Here is a 22,728-nt window from a genome sequence, read left to right as displayed (position 1 = left end):
GGAGGTGAGCTGTGGCGGAGGCCCCCGACATCCCCACGCCGTCGTGGCGTACCGCGCGCAAACCCGCGCGCCCGCCGCGCAAACCGCCGATCAGTGCCGAGGCGATCGTCGACGCCGCGCTGGCGATCATCGACGCGGAGGGCATGGACGCCCTGTCGATGCGCCGCGTCGCCCAGAAGCTCGACACGGGTGCGGCGACGCTCTACGCGCACGTGCGGAACAAAGAGGAACTGCTCGATCTCGTCGTCGACCGCGTCACCGGCGAGCTGGACCTGCCCGAGCCCGATCCCGGGACGTGGGACCGGCAGATGCTGGAGGGCATGCGGCGGATCCGCGGCGTCTACATGGCGCACCGCGACCTGGCGAAGGCGAGTTTCGGCCGCATCCCCACGTCGCCCAACGCCCTGCGGAGTTCCGAGGGCATGCTCGCGATCCTCAAGGCGGGCGGCCTGCCCGACCGGGTGGTCGCGTGGTCGGCCGACCTGATCGCGCTGTACGCGACGTCGTCCGCGTACGAACAGGGCATGCTCGCGCTGCGCGAGGACCAGGACCCCGGCGCCACGCAGCGCTACTTCGAGCAGGTGGGCGCGTTCTTCGCGTCGTTGCCGCCGGAACGTTTCCCGACGCTGACGTCGCTGCTGCCGGCGTTGATGGAGGGCGACGACAACGAGCGGTACGACTTCGGGGTGGAAGTGATCCTGCTCGGAATCCAGGCGTACGCGGACCGCATGCGGGACCGGCAGGCGGAAGCGGACGGCGAGGACGACGCCGCCGACTGACGTGCGAGGCCTCTCGGGCCGGGGCTTCCGCGGGTCTTCGGCACGGTGGCGGGAGCATGGGGGTATGACGACTCCCCCGGTGCCCCGCCCCGGCCCCCGCAACGCGCTCACCGATGTCGACGGTCTGCGCGTCGGCCACGCGTCCCTCGTCGGCGACGGCGCCCTCACCGGCGTCACGGTCGTGCTGGGGCCTCCCGGCGGCTTCGTCGCGGCCGTGGAGGTGCGCGGCGGCGGGCCCGGGACGCGCGAGACGGATGCGCTCGATCCCGGGAACCTCGTTCCGCGCGTCGAGGCGATCGCCCTGACGGGGGGCAGCGCCTACGGCCTGGACGCGGCGGCCGGTGTCGTCGCGTGGCTGGAGGACCAAGGGCGCGGTTTTCCGGTCGGCGCGGCGCCGCACGAGGTGGTTCCCGTGGTACCCGCCGCGACGATCTTCGACCTCGGGCGCGGCGGCGACTTCCGGCGGCGGCCCGATGCCGCACTCGGGCGGGCCGCGACGGAGGCGGCGGCCGGGTCGGATGCGCGGGCTCAGGTCGCCACCGGCGGCGTCGGGGCCGGGGCGGGAGCGCGCGTCGGGGGCCTGAAAGGCGGTGTGGGCACCGCGAGTTGCCTGCTCGACGGCGGTGTCACGGTGGCCGCGCTGGCGGTGGTCAACGCCGCCGGGTCGGCGGTCGATCCGATCGGCGGGCTGCCGTACGCGATCCGCCTCGGGCTGCCCGGCGAGTTCCCGCTGTCGCCGCCGACGCACGACGAACACGCCGCGGCGCTCAAGCGGTTCGCCGCCGGGCAGGAGCCCCCGCCGCTCAACACCACGCTCGCCGTCGTCGCGACGGACGCCGCGCTGACGCGCGCGCAGGCCCGCAGGACGGCCGCTGTCGCCCACGACGGGTTCGCCCGCGCGCTGCGTCCGGTGCACACGCTGTACGACGGCGACACGGTCTTCGCGATCTCGACCGGGGCGAAGCCGCTCCCGTCGGTGTCGCCCGATACGCCGTACGGAGTCGACGCCGAGGCGGCGGCGCTGGCGGCCGTGCACGCGGCGGCGGCGGACGTCGTCGCGCGGGCGATCGTGGACGCGGTGCTCGCGGCGGACACGGTGGAGACGGACGGCGCCACGCTCCCGTCGTACCGCTCGCTGTACCCGGTCGCGACGTCGGGGTGGCGTCCCCGCGGCTGAGCCCGCGCCCGCGAAACGGCGCACTATACGCGCGCGGACTCGTTCCCATGCCGTTTACGCGCACTTTGCGAGATCAGCAGGTCACTCCCGGTCACGCTGGTGGCCGAAGGGAGGACCGCCGTCCCCCGCAGGTCGCGGGCGGCACGGCGCCACATCATGAACCAGTTCTCGTACGGCCCCGTCACCCCCGGTCTCGCGTTCCTGATGTCGTGCACCGGCGCCTGCCTGGGGCTCCTGTGCAGTGCGCGAGCGCAGGCGACCCGGGCGGGCGCGCGGGTGCGCTGGCTCGTCCTGGCCGCGCTGTCGCTCGGGGGCACGGGGATCTGGGTGATGCACTTCATCGCCATGTTCGGGTTCGACATGCCGGGCGCCGAGGTGCGCTACGACGTCCCGCTGACGCTGGCGAGCATGTGCGTCTCGGTGATCGTGGTCGGCGTCGGCCTGATGCTCGCGATCGGCGGCGCGCACCGCCGGGCCGCCCTGCTGTCGGGCGGCGTGCTCACCGGGACCGGCGTGGCCGGGATGCACTACCTGGGCATGGCCGCGGTGGAGACGTCCCGGCCGGTCACCTATGACACGCGCGTCGTCGTGCTGTCGTGGGTCGTCGCGATCGTGGCGTCGACCGCCGCGCTGTGGGCCGCGCTGTATGTGCGCGGGCTCAGGGCCACGCTCCTGGCGGCCCCGGTGATGGGTCTCGCGGTGTGCGGCATGCACTACACCGGGATGTACGCGATGCGCGCGGTCCGGCAGGAGCCCGGCACCGCGCCGCACACGGTGCACGGTGCCGAGCCGGCGGATCTGCTGGCCCCGCTGATCACCGGCATCAGCGTGGTGACGCTGGTGGTGCTCGTCGTCGTGGCGATCTGGCCCAACGTCGAACAGATGGAGGACGACCGGGACTTCGACGTCCGGGTCAGCCGTCTGACCGGGGTGAGGACCCCGGTCTGACGGAAGCGGCCGGGGCGCGCACCGACGGCGAAAGCCCGTGCGCGTTCCGGCCGTTCCCGTCGCCCGTCGCCCGGCGGCCGGCGGCCGGCGGCCGGCGGCCGGCGGTGTCAGTCGTCCGCCAGCAGCGTCCCCAGCCGCTCCGTCGCGGCGACCCACTCCTGTACGAGGGTCAGCACGACCTCCTGGGTCGGCCGCACGCGGTCGATCGCCCCGATGACCTGGCCCGCGGGCCAGCCGTTCAGCTCCTTGTTCTTGGTCCGCATGAAACGCCGCGCGGCCTTGTTGAAGACGAGGCCCTGGAGCGGCATCGGCAGCGGGTCGGGGTTGGCCGGGTCGGCCCAGGCGTCGGTCCACGCGGTGCGCAGCAGGCGGGCCGGCTTGCCGGTCATCGAGCGCGAGCGGACGGTGTCGGCGGACGTGGCGGCCAGGATGTTCTGCACCGCGGTCTCGTGGGTGTCGGCCTCGGCGACGGTGAGCCAGATGCTGCCGGTCCACGCGCCCTGGGCGCCGAGGGCGAGGGCCGCGGCCATCTGGCGGCCGTTGCCGATGCCGCCGGCGGCGAGGACGGGGACGTCCGGGCCGACGGCATCGACGACCTGCGGGATCAGCACCATCGTGGAGATCTCGCCGCAGTGCCCGCCCGCCTCGGTGCCCTGCGCGACGACGACGTCGACGCCCGCGGCGACCTGCTTGAGCGCGTGCCGCGGACTGCCGCACAGCGCGCCGACGAGGACGTTCTTGGCGTGGCAGGCGTCGATGATGTCGGCGGGCGGGGGGCCGAGGGCGTTGACGAACATCCTGACGAGCGGGTGCCCGAGCGCGACGTCGATCTGCGCGCGGGACTCCAGGTCGACGTTGAGGCCGGCCGCCTTGGCGGCCTTGCCCTCCAACTCCTGCGGCAGCGGCGGGATTCCGTGCTCGTCGAGCAGGGCGTCGACGAACTTCAGGTGCCCTTCCGGGATCAGCTTCTCCAGGTTCGCGGGGAGTGCCGCGTCCCCGCCGCCCTTGCCGAGGTAGTTCATGGGGATCGCCAGGTCGACGCCGTAGGGGCGGCCGTCGACGTGTTCGTCGATCCAGGCGAGTTCGATCTCCAGTTGGTCCGGGCTGTATGCCAGCGCGCCCAGAACGCCGAAGCCGCCCGCGCGGCTGACCGCGGCGACGACGTCCCGGCAGTGGGAGAAGGCGAAGATCGGGAACTCGATCCCGAGCTTCTCGCAAATCGGTGGCTTCATGGTCGGGAGCGTAGACAGAATCCTTGACTCATACAAGGTCAGGTAACCTGACAAAAAAGTGGGCCGGGCCGCGCACCCCGACGCGGTCCGGCCCTGCCCTTGTGCGTGCCTGCGTTTCCCGCTGCCCGTACTCAGCCCGACGGCGGCTCCGAGCCGACCGCCCACATCGCGAAGTACTGCGCCGCGGCGCCGTACGCCTGCGCGAGTGCCACCCGCGCACCGTCCACCTGGTGCTCCCCCGCGGCGCCGCGCACCTGCAGCGCCGCCTCCAGGAAGCGCAGCATTCCCGACGCGCCGATCGGGTTCGACGACAGCACGCCGCCGGACGGATTGACCGGGAACGACCCGTCGAACGCGGTCTCGCCGCGGTCGACCATCTTCCAGCCCTCCCCCACCGGGGCGAGGTCGTGGCCCTCCAGCCACATCGGCTCGTACCACGAGAACGGCACGTACAACTCGGCCACGTCGATCTCGCGGCGCGGGTCGGTGATGCCGGCCTGCCGGTAGACGTCCCACGCGCAGTCGACGCCGGCCTGCGGACGGATCGGGTCGCGGCCGTTGAACGACGACGGCTCCGAGCGCATCGACGTGCCCAACACCCAGGCGGGGGGCCGCCCGTCGGCCGCCGCCGCGAGGCCGCCCGCCTTGTCGGTGAGGACGATCGCGCCCGCGCCGTCCGATGACGGGCACGACTCCAGGAAGTGCAGCGGGTCCCACATCATCGGCGACTCGCGGACCTTCTCCACCGAGATGTCCTTCAGGTGCAGGTGCGCGTACGGGTTGCGCAGCGCGTTCTGCCGGTCCTTCACCGCGATCTGCCAGCCGATGTGCTCCGGCGCCCCGGACTTGCGGATGTACGCGCGGATCCACGGCGCGAAGGCGCCGCCGGCGCCGATGGACCCCGACTTGCCGCCGCCCAGGCCGAATTGCGCGTTGCCCTCGGACTGCTTCTCCCACGCGACGGCCAGCACGCGCGTGTGCACGCGGGACGAGACCAGGTGTGACGCGACGATCGCGGTCGAGCCGCCCACCGACCCGGCGGTGTGCACCCGGAACACCGGCTTCCCGGCACCGCCGAGCGCGTCCGCGAGATACAACTCCGGCTTCATGACGCCCTCGAAGATGTCGGGGGCCTTGCCGATCACCACGGCGTCGATGTCGGTCCACGTCAACCGGGCGTCGTCCAGGGCGCGTTGCGCCGCCTCGCGGACCAGGCCGGCGATCGAGAGGTCGTCGCGGCGCTTCTTGTGCTTGGTCTGGCCGATGCCGACGACGGCGACGGGTTCGTGAGCCATCAGATGTCACCCTCCAGAACGCACACCAGGTTCTGCTGCAGCAGCGGGCCCGAAGTCGCGTGGCCCAGCGTGCGGTTGCGCCCGCCCGCGATGATCTGCTCGGCGGCCTCGGCGATCCGTACGAGGCCCGTGGACATCAGCGGATTGCCGGTCAGCGCGCCGCCGGACGGGTTGACGAGGACGTCGTCGCCGAGCCCGAGCGCCTGCCGCAGCACGACCTCCTGCGCGGTGAACGGCGCCATCAGCTCGGCGACTTCGACACCCGCGACGCCGCCCGCCTTCTCCGCCGCGAGCCGCGTCGACGGCGAGTCGGTCAGGTCGCGCAGCGCGGGGTTGTGCACCTCGCTGCGGTGGTCCAACCCCGCGATCCACGCGGGGCGTTCGACCAGATCGCGGGCCCGGCGCGCGGTCGCCATGACGACGCACGACGCGCCGTCGGAGATCGGCGGGAGATCGCTCCGGCGCAGCGGCGACCGCACGTAGGGCTCGGCGAGCAGCTTGTCGACGTCCGACTCCGCGGAACGTACCTGCTGCCTGGGGTTGTCGGCCGCGGCCCGCCGCGAACGCGCGGCGATCTCGGCGAGTTCGCGTTCGCTCGACTTCCCGGTGTCAATCAACTGCCGTGCCTGCAACGCCGCGAGCGAGACCGGGTCGACGCCGAGCGGGGCGAGGTAGTAGGGATCCAGCTCCAGCGGATGGATCTCCGCCGGGTCGCCCGTGGAGGACTTGCCCGAGCCCATCGCGACGGCGATCTCCACGTCGCCGTGCCGCATGCGGACCCATGCCTCGTACAGCGCCCACGCGCCGTCCATCTCGACGTGCGACTCGTGGATCGGCGGCCACGCACCCATCGCGTCGAGGTTGGGGACGAACGAGAAGGTGCCGCCGGAGATGTAGTCGCACGAGCCCTGACAGCTGAAGCCGATGTCGGAGCGTTTCAGCCCGACCTTGTCGAGCGCCTCGTCGACGACCGTGATCAGCATCTCGGTCTCGGTGAGTTCATTGCGTCGTACAGAAGGGAGGTACGCGGTGGATATGACCGCGATATCGCTGTCGTTGCGCACGATGCCTGTCTCCTCGGTGCCGGTCGGTGCCGGTCGGTGCCTGCCTACCAGCGGAGTCGGTGGCCGACATGTACACAGCGGAGTCGGTGGCCGCCATCAGCACGAGCGGAGTCGGTGGCCGCCACCAACACGAGCGGAGGTGACCACCCACGCGACCCCGTTCAGAACACCCGGTCCATGAACTGCTCGGCGGGCTCGTCGGGTTCGCCCGTCGGCACCCAGCCCTCGATGAATCCGGCCACCGTGCCCCAGCCCTTGCTGCTGATCTCGGCGGCGTTGCGCTCGGCCTCGGGGAACCACTGGGCCTTGACGCGCATGCCGACCCGGATGTCGGCCACCGGCACGCCGATGATCTGCTGCTGCGAGACGACCATTTCGTCGCCGTGCAGCACGACCGACGCGCGGGCGAAGGGCTCGGTCTCCTTCTGGCCGGGGTACGGAGTCGGCGTGACGATGGTGTAGTTCGACACGACGCCGTGGTCCGGCAGGGCCTCCTCGTGCTCGGGGCCGAGCCTGAGCGCGTCGACCGAGCAATAGCCCCGGCCGAGGAACACCCGGTCGCACCGCGGGCAGCGCTGACCGGTGATGACCCCCGCGCGCATGCTCGCGGCGTACCGCTCCAGCGTCGGCGAGAGCACGTCGGTGTAGGTGATGGTCGAGAAGAACTCCATCGTCCGGACGTCCGCGGGTTCGCCCGCGGTCGGTCCCTCGGGGGTCTCGCCGGGGACGAAGGCCTCGATGTCGTCGATGCGGCCCACCGGTTCGGCACGCCACCGCGGTGCGACGCGCATCCCCGTGGAGACCGTGTCCTCGCCGCCGGTGTCGAGCACGTGCAGCAGGTTGGTGTCGGCGCCGTCGAGTTTCACGAGCGCGTAGGCGAAGGGCCGGTCCAGCGGGTGGTGCGGGCCGGGTTCGGGGACCCACGTCCAGGACACCACCGTTCCGGCGGGCCCGACTTCGACGTAGTGCTCGGCCAACTGCTCGCCGGTCTGCGGGTCGTACTCCATCGGCGGTACGACGACCCGGTCACCGCAACGGATTCCGACGATGCGCAGGGCCGTCAGTTCCGAGAAGAAGCGGCCGATGACCGGGCCGAGCGTGCGCTTATACGGGAACTGGATGGTCTGTGACGTCTGTGTCGACACGCGGTCGTCCTCTCGGCGCTGGGCAGTCGGCCACGGCGGCACGATAGGTAAGGTTTCTTGACCATGTCAATGGTTGTGGCGGTCAAGGAATTCGCGGGTCCGCACGCGTCCGGCGGGTCAGCCGAACGACAGCGGCACGACCTCGAAGGACGCCGCGAACCGGGTGCCGAGGCGCGTCCCGGCACCGCGGGCGAAGCCCTCCAGCCACTCGCCGGCGTCGGCCATGTCGCCGCCGCCGAGGCCCGCGAGGTACGCGGCGTGTGCCTCAAGGGACGCCACGCCCCGCGCGAACGTGTCGGTGGTGTCGACCGCGTGCCCGGCGTCGGGCGAGCCCGCGGCCCAGATCTCCCGGACGCCGTTCCACGGTTCGAGCGACTCCGACTCGGCGAGTTCGCGGAAGACCCAGCGGTTGCCCGCGTCCCGGACACCGTCCAGCACGGCCCGGCCCACCGCGATGTGGTCGGCCTGATTGGGGACCGTTCCACCGTACGTTTCACGCCAGTTTCCGGTGATCACGATGTCCGGCCGGTGGCGGCGTACGACCCGGGCCACCTCGCGCCGCAGCGGCAGGCCGTATTCGAGCACGCCGTCCGGGAAGCCCAGGAACTCGACGACGTCGACGCCGACCACCGCGGCGGAGGCGACCTGCTCGGCCTCGCGGAGCGGCCGGGCCTCGTCGGGGTGCATGCCGTCGATGCCGGCCTCACCGCTGGTCACCATGACGTAGACGACGTTCTTTCCCTGGTCGGTCCAGCGCGCGACGGCCGCCGCGGCGCCGTACTCCATGTCGTCGGGGTGCGCGACGATCGCCACGGCGGTCGACCAGTCCTCGCGGAGCGGGGTGAACGGCGGGGCGGCGGGCTCGGTCATGTTGGGGTCCTTCGGCGCGGGGGCGGTCATCGCGACTCTAGGCAGCCGGAGCGGGTTTCGTCCCGGTAACGTCCGCCGGGCGCGCCGACGGGAGGCTCGTCCGGGAACTCGGGGCACCCTCCCCCGCGTCCTGCTGTTGGCAGTACCTTCGGTGCGGTAACCGGAGCCGACAAAGACCCGAAACTCGGAGGGATTCCCCCATGGCTGTGAGCCTCAGCAAGGGTGGCAACGTCTCGCTCACCAAGGAGGCCGCCGGCGGCACGCTTTCCGCCGTCGTCGTCGGTCTGGGCTGGGACCTGCGGACGACCACCGGCGAGGACTTCGACCTGGACGCCAGTGCCATCGTCGTGGACGCCTCCGGGCGCGTCGCCTCGGACCAGCATTTCGTGTTCTTCAACAACACCACGACCCCGGACGGCAACGTCGTCCACACCGGCGACAACAAGACCGGTGAGGGCGAGGGCGACGACGAGCAGATCAAGGTCAACCTGGCCGGCCTGCCGGCGGAGATCGACAAGATCGTCTTCCCGGTGTCGGTGTACGACGCCGAGGCCCGCCGCCAGTCGTTCGGCCAGGTGCGCAACGCGTTCATCCGCATCGTGAACGAGGCCGACAACAGCGAGCTGGCGCGGTACGACCTCTCGGAGGACGCGTCCACCGAGACCGCGATGCTGTTCGGTGAGATCTACCGCAGCGGCGCCGAGTGGAAGTTCCGTGCGCTGGGCCAGGGCTACGCGTCCGGGCTCTCGGGCATCGCGAAGGACTACGGCGTCAACGTCTGAGGCCCGGCCTCGGAGCGGCCCGCCGCGGCACCGACCGCGGCGGCCGTCTGACAAGGCGTCAAAAAACGTCGCCAGGGCGCTCGGTGGCCGTCTCCACGGCCACCGGGCGCTTTCGCGTGCGCGTACCGGGCCCGCCGTGGTGCCCTCGCGCGGCAGGGCGCCGGTCCCCATGCCGGTCCCGATGCCGGGCCGGCGCCGCGGGTCGCGTGCCAATCGAGGGAAATCCCCTCCCTCGGGGCCCTGTCCCCCGACACACTTGTTTCCGCATGCACAACGGGCCGCGGGGGACGTTCCCGGTGGTCGCCCACGCTCATCCGCCAGGGTCGTTCCGGAGGCACCTTCCATGCGGGTCATCACGCGCGTCGCGAGAAGCCGGCCGGAACGGCCGCGGGCGGTGGCCGCCCCATCACCCCAACCGGAGTCGGTGGCCGCCCGACCAACACCAGCGGAGTCGGTGGCCGCCCGACCAACACGAGCGGAGTCGGTGGCCGTCCGGTCAACACGCGCGGAGTCGGTGGCCGTCCGGTCAACACGCGCGGAGTCGGTGGCCGTCCGGGCCGCGAGGAGGATCCTTCTCGTCGCCGCGGCGGTGCTCGTCGTGTCGTTCTGCTGCGCGCCCGCGGCGTCGGCGGCACCGAAGCGGACGATCATCCTGGTCGTCGACGTCTCCGGCTCGATGGACTCCGACGGGCGGCTCCCCCAGGCCCAGGCCGCGCTCCGGTCGACCATCGGGTCGCTCGACAAGAACGACGTGGTCGGCCTCCACACCTTCGCGGGCTTCTCGTGCGACGACGGCGGACAGCTCGTCGTCCCGCCCGGCACCGGCAACCGCGACGAACTGCGGTCCGAGGTCGACAACTTGATCGCCTCGGGCGAGACCCCGACACCGGCCGCGATCCGCCAGGCCGTGAGCGAGTTCCCGGACGACTCGTCCGAGAAAATCCTCATGCTCGTCTCGGACGGCGAGAGCAGCTGCGGCGACCCCTGCGACGTCGTGACCGAGGTCGAGCAGCAGACCGGCGTCGAGTTCGTCGCCCACACCGTCGGGTTCCGGACCGACGACAGCGCCGAGGAGCAGCTGCGCTGCATCGCGGACCGCACCGGCGGCAAGTACTTCTCCGCCGAGAACGAGGAAGCCATCGCCGACAGCCTCAAGGCGGCGCTGACCACACCGGTCAACAAGGACGTCTCGACGGTCCTCCACTCGCTGCCGACGCCGGGCGACGTACCGCTGGACGGCAAGAGCGTCGGCATCTCGGCGGCCCTGGGCGCCGCGTTCGTCCTGCTCGTCGGCTTCCCCTCGGAGCTGTTCAACCGCACGTTGGAGGCGAACCACGACCGCATCTCGCGGTCGCGGCGCCGACGCGGCGGACCGGGCGCCGGACCGGCCGGGGGAGGCGGCCCGGCTCCCGGTGGCGGGGGCGGAGGAGGCCCGTACCCGCCGGACGGACCGGGCGGAGGGCCGGGCGATCCCGGGGCCGCGGGCGGTACCGGTGCGGACGCGGCATCCGGACAGCACGCGCAGCACGGGCAGCAGGCGGGCCCGATGTCCGGGCAGCACGCGGGCGCGCCCCCGGCGGGGAGCCCGGGCCCGGGCGGCGGACCGGGCGGCGGCGGACTCGGGCTGCACGGGGACTACGCGAGCGGCCAGGGCCCGCAGGGCGGCGTGCAAAGCGGCTTCGGCGGCGGTGCGGCGGCGGGCGGGCCGGGCTACGGCACCGGAGGAGGCACGCTGCCGAGTGCCGCGGGCGGAGCGCCGGCGCCCGGAGCCGCGGGCGGTCCCGGTTTCGCGGGCGCGACCGGAGGCGTCGGCATCCCCGGGGCCACCGGGGGCGTCGGGGCCGTGGGCGCCACCGGAGGGATGGGGGCGACCGGCGGGGTCGGCGCCTTGGGCGCGGCGGGCGGCGTGGGCAACGTGGGTGCCGCGGGCGGCGCCGGGGCGACGGGTGCGGCCGGAGGCGTGGGCGTCGCGGGTGTCGCCGGGGGCGCGAGGTCGCTGTGGGCCTCGCCGTGGATTCTGCCGATCTTCGTGCTGGTGAGTGCGCTCGCGTCGACGTTCGTCGACCCCGACGCCGGCTTCACCACCCGGTCCGGCATTCTGCTGCTCGGCTTCGTGGTCGCGGTCCCGCTCGTGCTCTTCGCGTACGCGTGGCCGAACGAGCAGGTGGCCAGGCGCGCTTCGCACGTCCCCGCGGCGCTCAGGACGGTTCCCGCCGCCCTCGGCCTGGCGGTCTTCTGCACGGTGCTGTCGCGGGTCTCGCAGTTCGTGCCGGGCTACGTCTTCGGCCTGGTCCTGGGCTATGTGGCGTTGCGCGAACGGCGGCTGACGCGGGCTCAGGAGGGCAAGGGCGTGCTGCTGGGCGCGCTCACCGCGCTCCTGGTGAGCGTCGCCGCGTGGGTGGGGCTGGAGTTCGTGCACGACAAGGCGCTCGAACCCGGGGCGAGCGTCGGCCTGACGATCGCCGACTCAGTCCTGGGGACGACGTTCATCCTCGGCGTCGAGACGGTCATCTTCGGCCTGGTGCCGCTGAGCGTGCTCGACGGCAACAAGCTGCGCAAGTGGAACGCCTGGATCTGGGCGGGCACGTACGCGGTCGCGATCCTGCTCTTCGTGCACGTGCTGCTGCTGAACTCGGACGCCGCCGGCTCCGACAACGACACGTCGGTGACCGCCGCGGTGATCCTGTTCGCGGTGTTCGGCCTGCTGTCGTTGGGCTTCTGGGCCTACTTCAAGTACGTCCCCGATCCCGCACTGGTGCGTCGGCCCGCACTCGCGGGCGTCCCGACCGGATACCCGACGCCGCCGCGCGCCGCTCCCGTTCCGCCGCCGCCGGTTCAGGCACCGCCGGTTCAGGCACCGACGACCACGCACACGGTCGCGGCGCCGCCGCCTCCGGCCTCCCCGGTCCCGCCGCCTCCCGCGTCCCCGATGCCACCGCCCCCACAGGGCACCCCCGTTCCGCCAACCCCGTCCTCACCTCCCGTGCGGGGCACGCCCGTTCCGCCTCCACCGTCGGCACCGCCCCCGCAGGGCACGCCGGTTCCGCCGGTCCCGCCGGGTCCGCCCCCGCCGCGTCCCGCGCACACCCCGCCCGACCTGCCGCCGCCTCCCGCGCACCGGCCCTACGTACCGCCGCCGACGCGTCCGCCCGTGCCCCCGGCCCCGGCCGCTCCGCCGCCGCCCTCGGCTCCGCCGAACCCGCCGCCGCCTCCGCCGGGTTCGCCCGACAAGGCCTCGTGACGAGCGGACAGAGGCGTCGGGACCGGTGGCCGCGCGACGGCTCGGCGGAGTCGGCGGAGTCGGCGGAGTCGGCGGAGTCGGCGGAGTCGGCGGCCACCCAACCGGACGGTGCCCGGCGGACCGCGCCGGGCACCGGCAACATCCGTATGAGGTAAGGGAAAACCGGGCAAAGGAGTCCTCGGAGAGAGGATTCGCTGTGTCCACACTTCTGATCGTCATCGTGGCCGTCGTCGTCGCCGTCGCCGGTGCCCTCGCCTACGGCGTACCGGTACTCCGGCGCCAACGCCTCCAGCGGCGGTTCGGCCCCGAATACGACCGCGCGCTGGGGCAGTTCGGGAGCCGCAGGGAGGCGGAACGCGCACTCGCCCGGCGCGAGCGCGCGTTCCGTGACCTCGACATCCGCGAACTCCCGGCCGAAACCCGGGAGATGTACGAACAGGCCTGGGACGCGTTGCAGACCCGGTTCGTCGAATCGCCGGCCGAGGCGCTTGCCGAGGCCGACGCGCTGATCACCCGTGTCATGCACGACCGCGGCTACCCCACGGACGCGCGCGAGCGGCGCATGGAGATCCTGTCCGTCCGGCACGGGCGATCCCTCGACCGCTACCGGCAGGGCCGGGAGATCAACCGGCTCAACGAGGCGGGCAAGGCGTCCACCGAGGATCTGCGCCAGGCGTTGCTCCACCATCGGATGTTGTTCACCGAACTGCTGGGCCGCACACCCGACGTGGTGGCGCGGGGGAATGAGGTGCCGTCATGACGTCGTCCGCCAACAAGCCCGTCGAGGACGCCCCGGTCATCGAGCGGGACGAGCGCAGCCACACCGCGCGTCAGGCGCGCGTATCCGAGAAGACCGCTTCCGCTCTGAAGCCGCCGGGCCCGATACCGGCGTCGCCGCCCGCGTCGGGGCTCAGCGCGGTCCGGCAGGTCGGCCCGACCTCGCCCAAACGGGGTCCGGCCGAGGCGGGCGGCTCGGCCGGGGGGCCGCCGCCGCTGCTCGGCAAGGCCGCCGCGGACCGCTACCGCAAGAAGATGCGGGACGCGCTGGCGGGATTCGTCGACGACCCGGGCGACGCGGTCGCGGGCGCGGACACGCTGCTCGGGGAGGCGATCGACGAGCTGACCGAGGCCCTGCGCAAGCGCCGGGAGGAGATGTCGCGGCAGCGGCAGGGCAACGCGAGCGACACCGAGCAACTGCGCCAGTCGCTGCTGCGGTACCGGACGCTGCTGGACTGGGTCGTGACGCAGTAGCGCCGTTCGCGATACGGGGAGGACGGGTGCCGGTCCCCCGGTGTTCCTCCTCCCCGGACCGTGGCTCCGGGACGCCGGTCAGGCCCCACCGGGCAGGAACTCGCCGAGGATGTCGCGCACTTCGTCGGCCTTCTCGACGATGACCAGGTGCGCGGCGTCCTTGACCACGGCCAGGCGGGCGCCTGGGACGCCCTCGGCGACCTCGGTGCCGAGGCCGAGCGGGGTCGACGGGTCCTGGTCCGCCGCGATGACCAGCGTGGGGGCGGTCACGGCGGCGAGGCGGGCCCGGACGTCGTAGGTCGCGAGCGCGTCGCAGCAGGCCGCGTACCCCTCGGGCGGGCAGGCGCGCAGCATCGCCAGGATGCCGGCGCGGACGTCGGGCTCGCGTGCGGCGTACGCGGGGGTGAACCAGCGGCCGACGACGGTCGGGGCGACCGCGTCGGTGCCGTCCCTGCGGACCTGCGCGGCCCGCTCGTGCCACGCGGCGGGTTCGCCGAGCTTGGCCCCGCTGCAGCAGACGACGAGCCGGTCCAGGCGTTCGGGCGCGTCGAGCACGAGCGTGAGGCCGATGGCGCCGCCGAGGGAGATGCCGGCGTACGAGAACCGCTCGATGCCGTACCGGTCCGCGAGGGCGACGACGTCGGCGGCCAGGTCGGAGACCGTCGGTGTGCCGGGCGGCAGTTCGGAGCGTCCGTGGCCGCGCGTGTCGAAGCGCAGCACCCGGTGGCGCGCCGCCAGGGCGGGCACGAGTGCGTCCCACACGCGGCCGTCCGCACCGAGCGGCGAGCCGAGGATGAGCACGGGTGCGTCGTCGGGCCCGTCGAAGCGGTGGTGCAGGGCGGCGGTGTTCATCGGTCACCTCTCCTGTGCGGTCGTGCGCGGGGTGATCCGCGCGGGCGGTTCGCCACGCGGGCGCCGAGGGCGGGTCCCGGTCGCCTGGGTGCATCCTCGCAGGCGCGCGGGCGGCCTCGGACGGCCCGCCGCACGGCGGCTCACCGCGCGGCGGCGTCCGTCGGCCGGTGCGGCGGATCGGCGATCCTCGCGAGCATCCCGTCGAGGGCCCGCCGGGACGCCTGAAGCTCCTCGATCGCGGCGGTGACGCGGTCGCGCTCGCGGCGCAGGTGTGTGCGCATGCCCGGGCACGCGGCGGGGACCATCGTGTCGCCGTCGTCGTGGACGCAGTGCAGGATGCCGCCGATGACCGCGGTGGGCAGGCCGGCGTCCAACAGGGTGCGGATGTGGCGGACCGCGGTGACGTCGGCCGCGGTGTACGTGCGGTATCCGTTGGCGAGCCTGGTCGGGCGCAACAGGCCCTGCTCCTCGTAGTAGCGCAGCAGCCGACGGCTCACTCCCGTCAGGTCGGCCAGATCACCGATCCGCACCGCGGCACCCCTTTCCGTCGCCCTTCCCGCCGCCGCCCCGGGCGCGGGCCCGGGGATTACTCCGCTCCAAGTCCGCGCGGCGGCGTGTTCTTCCCGTCTTGACCTTCACACCGGTGTGACGCCTTAGGTTCGCGGCGTCGGGCGGGTCGCCGGCTCGGCGCCGTCACGGGTCACATCTCACGAGGAGGCAGCCATGCCGGGAGCAGTTGTCATCGGCGCGGGTCCGGGGATCGGCCGGTCGGTCGCGCGGCGGTTCGCCGCGGCCGGGATGCCGGTCGCGCTGATCGCGCGGTCCCGCGCGACCGTGGACGCCGCGGCCGAGGCGGTCGAGGCGCTCGGCGTCCGGACGGCCCGCCTGCCCGCCGACGTGTCCGACGCGGCGGCCCTGCGCGGTGCCCTCGACGCGGCGGCCGAGGCTCTGGGGCCGCCCGACGTCGTGGTGTACAACGCCGCGGTGGTCCGCGCGGACCGGCCCGGCGAGTTGGACGTCCGCGGCCACGAACACGCGTGGTCGGTCAACGTGGTCGGGGCGCTGACCGCGGCGGCGCACGTCGCACCGGAACTGGCCCGGCGCGGCGGCGCGTTCCTGGTGACCGGCGGCATGCCGGAGCCCAAGGCCGAGTACGTCAGCCTCTCGCTCGGCAAAGCGGGCGTGCGGACGCTGGTGGAGTTGTTGCACCAGGAGTACGGGTCGCGCGGGCTGCGTGTCGCCAGTGTCACGGTCGCCGGTCCCGTCGCGCCGGGCACCGCGTTCGACCCCGACGAAATCGCGGAGTGCTATTGGCAGTTGCACGCGCGGCCGGCGTCCGGGTGGCAGCGGGAGGTGCGGTACGACGGCCGCCCCGACCGGTCCGGTCCCGCGCCGGGACGCTGAGCGCGGGGGCCGTCGGACGCGTTCGGGGGCGTGCCGCGGGTGCCGCGTCGGGGCCGCCGGGTGCCGCGAACATCCGTCAGTCCAGAGGGGATTCGCCGTCCGCGCCGGGGTCGGGAACGTGTTCCGGGCGGCGGTGGCGCGCCGCGTCGAGGTCGTCGACGAAGCGGCTCATGAGGTCGCCCAGCAGGGCGAGTTCGTCGGCGGACCAGGCGGACAGGACCTCGTAGATGTGCCGGTCGCGAACGTTGCTCAGGCGCCGGACGACGCCGTGGCCCTTGGGGGTCAGGCCGACGCGGGTCACGCGCCCGTCGCGGGGGTCGGTGGTGCGGGTGACGAGCGCCGCCGCCTCCAGTTTCCGTAACTCGCGGCTCACCAGGGACATGTCGGTGTGGGTGCGCCGGGCCAGTTCGCCGATGGTGATCCCGCCGCCGTCGGCCTGGAGCCCCGCGAGGAGTATCACGGCCGGCTGGGAGACCTGGGCGCGGGCCGCCGCGATGAGTTCGCCGTGGGCGCGGCGGCTCTGCTGGAGCCTGAGCAGGCGTTCGACGGCGCCTTGCACCCGCCGTTGCGCGGCCCGGACGGTGCGCGCGTCGGATGGGTTCCGGTCGTCCGTCTGCACGGAACGCTCACTCCCGCGTTCGGTTCGGGACCTCCCGTCGACACGTGGGACGCGCGGGCGGCCGGGGCCAAGACCGGGGCATTTGCCGTACGGTGCCGTCCGGTGGGGCGCAGTCTATGTCCGAACGCGGGTGCGGTGTGACGTTCCCGGAAGCTCCGCGGAAGCCTGCGTACTTGTTTGACTCCACCAAGGACTTCCCGCCGCGCACGCGGCACGCCCGATCGGCCCGGATGTCGAACACCCGGGCCGGGCAAGGACGGTGGCGGATTCCGTGAGGTGCTGTCAGTCCTCGAACGTCACGACGATCTTCTCGGCGGCTCCCGGCGTGAGCGCGAGGTCGAACGCGTGTTTGACGTCGGAGAACGGCACCCGGTGGCTGATGAGCCGCGCGAAGCGGTCCTGGTGCCTCGCCAGGGGCTCGATGACCTCGAAGATCTCGGTGGGATAGCCCTGCGAGGCCACGATGACGGTCTCGGCGCGGAGCATCGAGCCGAGGTCGATCGGCTCAGGCTGCTTGTGCATCGCGACGACGACCAGCCGGGCGCCCCACTTCGCGGCCCGCAGCGAGGTGTTGACGACGGCGGCGACCCCGGCCGCGTCGATGTAGATGTCGGTGTCCGGCCGGACGCCGCCGAGGGCGTTGAGGCCTTCCCCGTGGAGTTCCCGCAGCCGCGCCTCGACGTCCTCGTTCGCCGAGTCGATCACCGCGTCCGCGCCGATCGCGAGCGCGGTCTCCAGGCGCTCGGGCAGGACGTCGGCGACGACGACGTGGCGGACGCCGCGCAGCTTGAGCCAGATCGTCGCGCCGAGCCCGATCGGGCCGGCGCCGAACACGACGACCTTGTCGGCGGGCTTGGCCTCGGACCGGTTGACGCAGTGCAGCGCGACCGCCATGGGCTCGTTCAGCGCGGCGACGTCCCAGGGCAGCGAGCCGGGGATCGGGGCGACGCTCGTGCCGACCACGGCGTCCTCGATGAGCAGGTATTCGCGCATCCCGCCGAGGCCGCCGCCGCAGCCGATGACGCCGGAGGGCGCGCCCTGCGGGTTGACCACGACGCGGTCGCCGGGCCTGAGCCCGACGACGTCGGCGCCGACCTCGACGATCTCGCCGGCCGGCTCGTGGCCCAGCGGGATCGCGTGGGTCCGCCCGTCGGGCCCCGGCATGCCGCCCATGTGGAGGAAGGCGTTGTCGGTGCCGCAGATGCCGCACGCGCGAATCCGCATCAGCGCGTCCTTCGGGCCCGGCACCGGACGGTCGATGTCGACGACGTCGACGGTGTTCACGGCGCCGGTCTGCACGGATTTCATCGCGGCCATGGTGACTCTCCTCGGGATCTCGCCCGGTTCTCCCGCGCCCAGGCACGACGCGCGGGAGAACCGGAGCGCGGCACGGCGAAACCGTGCTCCACATCACACGAAAGACGACGATCGACCGGCTGTCGACCGCCACATGCCGCCGGAAAGATCGTAGCCTCTGTCGAGAATGGAATTCTTGTCAGAGCAGAATATCATTCTGGAAGGGGCGACGACGCGTGGAACTTGGCTTCACCGACGAGCAGGAGGCGCTGCGCGACACGTTGCGCGCGTTCTTCGACAAGGAATCGCCGACGACGGTCGTACGGGCGTCCGAACCACTCGGCTTCGACGCGGCGCTGTGGCGCAGGAGCACCGCGATGGGCCTCGCCGCGATCGGCGTCCCGGAGGAGCACGGAGGCGGCGGCGGGGGGTTCGTCGAACTGGCCGTCGTGGCCGAGGCCGTCGGCCGGTACCTCGCCCCCGTGCCGCTGATCGAGGCGTCGGTGGCGAACCTCCTCCTCGCCTCGCTCCCCGCCGCGACGGACCCCGGACTCGGCTCCGTCGTCGCGCGGGCCGTCTCCGGCGAACTCCTCGCGACCGTCGCGCCGCACCCCGCGACCGACGGCGTCGCCCGGCTCGTCCCGGCCGGCGCGGTCGCCGACGCCGTCATCGTGCGCGACGGCGACGAACTGCTCCTGGTACGGCAGCCCGACCGCGGCCCCGACACCCCGGCCCCGGCGATCCCGAACCTCGGGACGCAGCCGCTCGCCGACTGCCGCGTCGACGGCGGCGACGCGACCGTCCTGGCACGCGGCCCCGAAGCCGTCGCGGCACACGAGCGGGCCGTCCGCCATGGGGAGTTGCTGACCGGCGCCGCCCTCGTCGGGCTCGGCGAGCGGGCCCTCGAGATCGGCGTCGAATACGTCCTCCAGCGCCGCGCGTTCGGCGTCCTCATCGGGTCCTTCCAGGCCATCCAGCACCGCCTGGCCGACGTCGTGACGGCACTCGACGGAGCCCGGCTGCTGGCCTACGAGGCCGCCTGGGCGCAGGACGAGAACCTGCCCGAGGCCGGGACCCTGGCGACGATGGCGCTGCTCTTCGCGGGGGACAGCGCGTTCCGGACCGCGTCGGAAAGCCTGCACTTCCACGGCGGCTACGGCTACACGCTCGAATACGACATCCAGCTCTACTTCCGGCGCGCGAAGTCGTGGGCCCTCGCCGGGGGCGACCCGCGCGCGGCGTACGCCCGACTCGCCCAGCGCCTCTACGCCACCGACGGAGTGTGACGGCATGGACTTCCGCGAATTCGACGAACTCGCCGCGCACCGCACGGCGGCGCGGGCCTGGATCGACGCGAACGTACGCCGCGAGTGGGCCGAAGAGCAGCACCGCAGCGGCACCCACCAGACCCCCGAACTGCACGCGTGCCTCGCCCGCGACGGCATCCTCGGCGCCGGCTGGCCGACCGAACTCGGCGGCAGCGACGTCGATCCGGGGTTCGCGCGCGCGATCTTCGAGGAACTCGTCCGGGCCGAAGTGCTCTGCGAGGGCTGGATCACCACCGTCATGGTGATCAACACCATCAACCACCTCGGCACCGAGGAGCAGAAGCGCGCGTACATCCCGCCCGCGCTGCGCGGCGAAATCCTCATCGCCCTCGGCTACAGCGAGCCCGACTCGGGGTCGGACGCCGCCGCCGCGAAGACGGCCGCGACGCGCGACGGCGACGGGTGGCTGATCAACGGCCAGAAGATGTTCACCAGCACCGCGCAACTGTGCAGCCACGTGTTCGTGCTGGCCCGGACCAACCCCGAGGTGCCCAAGCACAAGGGCCTGACGATGTTCCTCGTCCCGACGTCCGCCGACGGGTACGAGCTGCAGCCGATCCACACCCTGGGCGGACAGCGCACCAACGCCACGTTCTACAGCGACGTCCGCGTGCCGGACTCGGCGCAGCTCGGCGGCGTCGACGAGGGCTGGAGCGTCATGCACGTCGCCCTCGTCTACGAGCGGGCCGCCCCCGGCACGGGCGCGATCGAGCAGACCCCGACCGACGCCATCGCGGCGTGGGCCCGCGAAACGCGGCGCCCGGACGGCCGCACCGTACTCGACGACCCGCTCGTCGCCGAGCGGATCGGCCGGATGGCGGTGGACGCGGAGGTCGCGCGCGTGCTCTCGCTCCGGATCCGGTGGCTGGCCGAGAAGGGCGAGATGCCGGGCGTGGAAGGGTCGATGTGGAAGATGTTCGCGACCGAGGCCGCGCAGCGCCACTACAGCGACATCCTCGACATCCTGGGCGCCGAGGGCGTCCTGACGCCCGACGCCGAAGGCGCGCCCGTCGCGGGCAGGTTCGAACACGGCCTGCGTACCTCGGTGGTCGGCACGATCTACGGCGGCACAAGCGAGATCATCCGCGAGATCATCGCGGAACGGCGGCTCGGGCTGCCCAAGAGCCGGTCGAGCAAATGACCCCGTCCGGGGCGCCGGACGCGGGCGCGGGACGGGGCGTGACCTTCGTCCCACCCGCCACCGCCCGGCGCGCCCGGGTCGCTAGCGTGTGCCCATGTCGATCGCTCGCACACTGCGCGGACACGGCAAACGGGCCGTCTCGCGGGCGCTGCACCGGGGTTGGCAAGTGGTACGCGCGGCCGGAACGATCACCGCGGACAGCCCCGGGCTCCTGCGGTTCGGCGCACTCGGTGCGGAGTCGCGGTTCGCGTTCCCCCTCGGCGCGGTCTTCGGCGAACGCGCGATCCACATCGGGACGGGAACCCTGGTCGGCGAACACGCCAGCCTGTCGGCGGGCCTGGTCCCCGGTCAGGAGCTGGGAAGCCGCCCGATCGTGACGATCGGCGACCGCTGCACGATCGGGCGCGGCAGCCACATCGTCGGCCACCAGTCGATCGTGATCGGCGACGACGTGTGGACGGGGCCGTACGTCTACATCACCGACCAGAACCACAGCTACGCCGACCCCGACCGGCCGATCGGACTCCAGTGGCCGATCAACGACGTCGTCGAGATAGGCAGCGGCAGTTGGCTCGGCGCGGGGGCGATCGTACTGCCCGGCGCCCGGCTCGGACGGAACGTCGTGGTCGCGGCCGGCTCGGTGGTGCGCGGGACGGTCCCCGACCACAGCGTGGTGGCCGGCGTACCGGCGAAGGTCGTGCGCCGGTACGACCCGACCACCGGCTGGCACCCGCCCCTGCGAAGCCTCCCCGCGGAAATCCCCGAGGGCATCACCCACGCGGAGCTGGAGGCGCTGATCGCCCAGGCGGAGTCGGTGGCCGCCGGGGCTGGAGGGGCGGAGTCGGTGGCCGCCAAAGCTGGAGGAGCGGAGTCGGTGGCCGCCGGAGCAACAGGGGCGGAGTCGGTGGCCGCCAAGACTGCAGGGGCGGAGTCGGTGGCCGCCAAAGCTGGAGGAGCGGAGTCGGTGGCCGCCAAAACCGCAGGAGCGGAGTCGGTGGCCGCCTCACCGCCAGGGCCGGAGTCGGTCGCCGCCCAAGCCCCCGACCGGGACCACGACCCCGCCGAGTGAACTCCCGTACCACCACAGCCGGTTGCCCGACGTCTCAGCCGCCGCCCGCGAGCCTCCCGCCGCGCCCGTCCGCGCACGCGCCTCACCGCCCGCCTCCTCACCCCACCGGATAACGCGTCGCCCAATGCGTCGGCGGCCCCTCCGCGCTGTGCAGTGCCGCCGACTGCGTCATCTCCATCGCGAAGTCGTCGGCCAGTTGCAACAGCGTTCCGCGGCCTTCCAGTTCGGCCACCAGGTCGGCGGGCAGCGCGGTTTCGCCGTGCATCGCGCCGAGCAGGTTGCCGCAGATCGAGCCGGTGGAGTCGCTGTCGCCGGAATGGTTCACCGCGAGGAGCAGCCCGCTGCGGACGTCGGGGGCCACCAGCGCGCAGTACAGCCCGATCGCGAGCGCCTCGTCCGCGGTCCACCCCTGGCCCAGCCCTTCGACCCGGGCCGGGTCGGGGGTGCCCGCCCGGACCATGCGCAGCGCGGCGTCGACGGCGGCGACCGTCTCCTCGTGTCCCTCGTAGGTGTGCACCAGGTCCATGGCCTCGCGCAGCCCGGCCTCGATCCCGGCGTCCTGCATGACCGCATGCACGAGGACCGCGAAGACCCCGGCGGACAGGTAGCCGGTCGGGTGACCGTGCGTCAGCACCGCGCATTCCACCGCGAGTTGGAACACCAGGTCGGGGTTCCAGCCGACCAGCATCCCGAACGGTGCCGAGCGCATGACGGCGCCGCAGCCCTTGGAGTCGGCGTTCTTGGGTTTCTCCAGGGTGCCCATGACGCCGTCGTCGAGCCCGCGCAGGCACGCCGTGCCGGGCGCGCGGGAGCTGTACAGCCACTCCTCGCGCACGAGCCAGCCCTCGTCGCGGCGTTCGTCGGGCCCCCAGTCGCTCTGTGTGGCCTTCCAGCGCAGGTACGCGCGGTGCACGTCGGTCGGGGGATGCCACATGCCCTCGTCGCGGCGCACGTGGGCGCGTATCAGGCCCTCCACGGTGAACAGCGTCATCTGCGTGTCGTCGGTGACCGCGCCGCGCCGGTGGTACGCGGTCACATAACCGGTGACGCCGTCCGGGCCGTACCGGCCGCGGATCTCGTCCAGGCCGAGGAACTCGATGCCGGCGCCGAGCGCGTCGCCGACGGCGCCGCCGAGCAGGCAGCCCCTCACGCGGCTGCGGAAGTCCTGCTGCCGCTCTCTCGACCACAGTGCGGCCATCGCTTGCTCCTCCCGAAATTCCGAGCGTCGGTCCCGG

At 73.1% G+C, this 22,728-nt stretch carries 21 protein-coding genes; 11 read left to right on the top strand and 10 right to left on the bottom strand.

Going from position 1 to position 22,728, the window contains the following annotated elements; translation table 11 throughout:
* The first annotated feature begins 11 nt into the window (after positions 1 to 11).
* The 3 genes from LO772_RS20440 (at position 12) to LO772_RS20430 (ending at position 2,904) form a co-directional block, all read left to right on the top strand.
* On the top strand, positions 12 to 779 hold the full coding sequence (locus LO772_RS20440; RefSeq protein WP_231773474.1) for a TetR/AcrR family transcriptional regulator: 768 nt from the start codon (positions 12 to 14) through the stop codon (positions 777 to 779).
* A gap of 64 nt (positions 780 to 843) precedes the next feature.
* Positions 844 to 1,956 carry a P1 family peptidase gene (locus tag LO772_RS20435; protein WP_231773473.1) on the top strand — a complete coding sequence of 371 codons (1,113 nt, stop codon included), beginning with the start codon at positions 844 to 846 and terminating at the stop codon, positions 1,954 to 1,956.
* A 156-nt stretch (positions 1,957 to 2,112) separates the two neighbouring features.
* Positions 2,113 to 2,904 (top strand): MHYT domain-containing protein, encoded by a 792-nt coding sequence (locus LO772_RS20430; RefSeq protein WP_231773472.1) that lies wholly within the window; start codon positions 2,113 to 2,115, stop codon positions 2,902 to 2,904.
* A 107-nt stretch (positions 2,905 to 3,011) separates the two neighbouring features.
* On the opposite strand, the gene LO772_RS20425 is transcribed toward LO772_RS20430, so the two are convergent.
* The 5 genes from LO772_RS20425 to LO772_RS20405 form a co-directional block, all read right to left on the bottom strand.
* Entirely contained in the window at positions 3,012 to 4,136 is a 1,125-nt protein-coding gene (locus LO772_RS20425) for an NAD(P)H-dependent flavin oxidoreductase (RefSeq protein WP_231773471.1), read from the bottom strand.
* A 131-nt stretch (positions 4,137 to 4,267) separates the two neighbouring features.
* Positions 4,268 to 5,431, bottom strand: a complete 1,164-nt coding sequence (locus LO772_RS20420) for a thiolase domain-containing protein (RefSeq protein ID WP_231773470.1) — start codon at positions 5,429 to 5,431, stop codon at positions 4,268 to 4,270.
* Positions 5,431 to 6,495 (bottom strand): lipid-transfer protein, encoded by a 1,065-nt coding sequence (locus tag LO772_RS20415; protein WP_231773469.1) that lies wholly within the window; start codon positions 6,493 to 6,495, stop codon positions 5,431 to 5,433. Before LO772_RS20415 ends, LO772_RS20420 begins: the two co-directional genes overlap by 1 nt.
* A gap of 161 nt (positions 6,496 to 6,656) precedes the next feature.
* Positions 6,657 to 7,640 carry a Zn-ribbon domain-containing OB-fold protein gene (locus LO772_RS20410; RefSeq protein ID WP_231773468.1) on the bottom strand — a complete coding sequence of 328 codons (984 nt, stop codon included), beginning with the start codon at positions 7,638 to 7,640 and terminating at the stop codon, positions 6,657 to 6,659.
* 117 nt (positions 7,641 to 7,757) lie between these two features.
* Positions 7,758 to 8,510 carry a PIG-L deacetylase family protein gene (locus LO772_RS20405; RefSeq protein ID WP_231773467.1) on the bottom strand — a complete coding sequence of 251 codons (753 nt, stop codon included), beginning with the start codon at positions 8,508 to 8,510 and terminating at the stop codon, positions 7,758 to 7,760.
* Positions 8,511 to 8,710: 200 nt separating this feature from the next.
* Between LO772_RS20405 and LO772_RS20400 the strand changes: the two genes are divergently transcribed.
* From LO772_RS20400 to LO772_RS20385, 4 genes are all read left to right on the top strand, one after another.
* Positions 8,711 to 9,292 carry a TerD family protein gene (locus tag LO772_RS20400; RefSeq protein ID WP_231773466.1) on the top strand — a complete coding sequence of 194 codons (582 nt, stop codon included), beginning with the start codon at positions 8,711 to 8,713 and terminating at the stop codon, positions 9,290 to 9,292.
* 544 nt (positions 9,293 to 9,836) lie between these two features.
* Entirely contained in the window at positions 9,837 to 12,533 is a 2,697-nt protein-coding gene (locus LO772_RS35895; RefSeq protein ID WP_269453063.1) for an FGLLP motif-containing membrane protein, read from the top strand.
* Positions 12,534 to 12,729: 196 nt separating this feature from the next.
* Positions 12,730 to 13,293 carry a hypothetical protein gene (locus LO772_RS20390; RefSeq protein ID WP_231773465.1) on the top strand — a complete coding sequence of 188 codons (564 nt, stop codon included), beginning with the start codon at positions 12,730 to 12,732 and terminating at the stop codon, positions 13,291 to 13,293.
* On the top strand, positions 13,290 to 13,784 hold the full coding sequence (locus tag LO772_RS20385) for a hypothetical protein (RefSeq protein ID WP_231773464.1): 495 nt from the start codon (positions 13,290 to 13,292) through the stop codon (positions 13,782 to 13,784). Before LO772_RS20390 ends, LO772_RS20385 begins: the two co-directional genes overlap by 4 nt.
* Before the next feature lie 78 nt (positions 13,785 to 13,862).
* On the opposite strand, the gene pcaD is transcribed toward LO772_RS20385, so the two are convergent.
* Complete coding sequence (pcaD, locus tag LO772_RS20380) at positions 13,863 to 14,636, bottom strand: 3-oxoadipate enol-lactonase (protein ID WP_231773463.1); 774 nt, start codon at positions 14,634 to 14,636, stop codon at positions 13,863 to 13,865.
* 140 nt (positions 14,637 to 14,776) lie between these two features.
* Positions 14,777 to 15,166 (bottom strand): MerR family transcriptional regulator, encoded by a 390-nt coding sequence (locus LO772_RS20375; protein WP_231773462.1) that lies wholly within the window; start codon positions 15,164 to 15,166, stop codon positions 14,777 to 14,779.
* A 193-nt stretch (positions 15,167 to 15,359) separates the two neighbouring features.
* Here LO772_RS20375 and LO772_RS20370 point away from each other — a divergent pair, with 193 nt between their 5' ends.
* The gene (locus LO772_RS20370; protein ID WP_231773461.1) at positions 15,360 to 16,040 is read left to right on the top strand and encodes an SDR family NAD(P)-dependent oxidoreductase; all 681 of its coding nucleotides are present in this window, start codon (positions 15,360 to 15,362) and stop codon (positions 16,038 to 16,040) included.
* A 76-nt stretch (positions 16,041 to 16,116) separates the two neighbouring features.
* Here the strand turns inward: LO772_RS20370 and LO772_RS20365 are convergent, their stop codons facing one another.
* A complete protein-coding gene (locus LO772_RS20365; protein ID WP_231773460.1) occupies positions 16,117 to 16,659 on the bottom strand; it encodes a MarR family winged helix-turn-helix transcriptional regulator in 543 nt (180 codons plus the stop codon).
* Between the two features lie 282 nt (positions 16,660 to 16,941).
* Entirely contained in the window at positions 16,942 to 17,976 is a 1,035-nt protein-coding gene (locus LO772_RS20360; protein WP_231773459.1) for a zinc-dependent alcohol dehydrogenase, read from the bottom strand.
* Between the two features lie 215 nt (positions 17,977 to 18,191).
* Between LO772_RS20360 and LO772_RS20355 the strand changes: the two genes are divergently transcribed.
* The 3 genes from LO772_RS20355 to LO772_RS20345 all read left to right on the top strand — a co-directional run bounded on the left by LO772_RS20355 (position 18,192) and on the right by LO772_RS20345 (position 21,493).
* Entirely contained in the window at positions 18,192 to 19,241 is a 1,050-nt protein-coding gene (locus tag LO772_RS20355) for an acyl-CoA dehydrogenase family protein (protein WP_231773458.1), read from the top strand.
* Between the two features lie 4 nt (positions 19,242 to 19,245).
* The gene (locus LO772_RS20350; protein ID WP_231773457.1) at positions 19,246 to 20,424 is read left to right on the top strand and encodes an acyl-CoA dehydrogenase family protein; all 1,179 of its coding nucleotides are present in this window, start codon (positions 19,246 to 19,248) and stop codon (positions 20,422 to 20,424) included.
* Positions 20,425 to 20,518: 94 nt separating this feature from the next.
* Positions 20,519 to 21,493 (top strand): acyltransferase, encoded by a 975-nt coding sequence (locus tag LO772_RS20345; protein WP_231773456.1) that lies wholly within the window; start codon positions 20,519 to 20,521, stop codon positions 21,491 to 21,493.
* Positions 21,494 to 21,590: 97 nt separating this feature from the next.
* On the opposite strand, the gene LO772_RS20340 is transcribed toward LO772_RS20345, so the two are convergent.
* Positions 21,591 to 22,691: an ADP-ribosylglycohydrolase family protein gene (locus LO772_RS20340; protein ID WP_231773455.1), complete on the bottom strand. Its 1,101-nt coding sequence runs from the start codon at positions 22,689 to 22,691 to the stop codon at positions 21,591 to 21,593.
* Positions 22,692 to 22,728: the final 37 nt, after the last annotated feature.

Source organism: Yinghuangia sp. ASG 101 (assembly GCF_021165735.1).
In the GTDB taxonomy this organism is placed as follows: Bacteria; Actinomycetota; Actinomycetes; order Streptomycetales; family Streptomycetaceae; genus Yinghuangia.
The sequence above is the reverse complement of the archived record's forward strand: the minus strand, read 5'-3'. Positions and strand labels throughout refer to the sequence as shown.

Coding starts and splice junctions, on each gene's coding strand:
- LO772_RS20360 (WP_231773459.1), bottom strand. CDS start 17,976: ATGGCCGCGATGAAATCCGTGCAGACCGGCGCCGTGAACACCGTCGAC.
- LO772_RS20370 (WP_231773461.1), top strand. CDS start 15,360: ATGCCGGGAGCAGTTGTCATCGGCGCGGGTCCGGGGATCGGCCGGTCG.
- LO772_RS20350 (WP_231773457.1), top strand. CDS start 19,246: ATGGACTTCCGCGAATTCGACGAACTCGCCGCGCACCGCACGGCGGCG.
- LO772_RS20345 (WP_231773456.1), top strand. CDS start 20,519: ATGTCGATCGCTCGCACACTGCGCGGACACGGCAAACGGGCCGTCTCG.
- LO772_RS20420 (WP_231773470.1), bottom strand. CDS start 5,431: ATGGCTCACGAACCCGTCGCCGTCGTCGGCATCGGCCAGACCAAGCAC.
- LO772_RS20340 (WP_231773455.1), bottom strand. CDS start 22,691: ATGGCCGCACTGTGGTCGAGAGAGCGGCAGCAGGACTTCCGCAGCCGC.
- LO772_RS20385 (WP_231773464.1), top strand. CDS start 13,290: ATGACGTCGTCCGCCAACAAGCCCGTCGAGGACGCCCCGGTCATCGAG.
- LO772_RS20400 (WP_231773466.1), top strand. CDS start 8,711: ATGGCTGTGAGCCTCAGCAAGGGTGGCAACGTCTCGCTCACCAAGGAG.
- LO772_RS20405 (WP_231773467.1), bottom strand. CDS start 8,510: ATGACCGAGCCCGCCGCCCCGCCGTTCACCCCGCTCCGCGAGGACTGG.
- LO772_RS20435 (WP_231773473.1), top strand. CDS start 844: ATGACGACTCCCCCGGTGCCCCGCCCCGGCCCCCGCAACGCGCTCACC.
- pcaD (WP_231773463.1), bottom strand. CDS start 14,636: ATGAACACCGCCGCCCTGCACCACCGCTTCGACGGGCCCGACGACGCA.
- LO772_RS20425 (WP_231773471.1), bottom strand. CDS start 4,136: ATGAAGCCACCGATTTGCGAGAAGCTCGGGATCGAGTTCCCGATCTTC.
- LO772_RS20430 (WP_231773472.1), top strand. CDS start 2,113: ATGAACCAGTTCTCGTACGGCCCCGTCACCCCCGGTCTCGCGTTCCTG.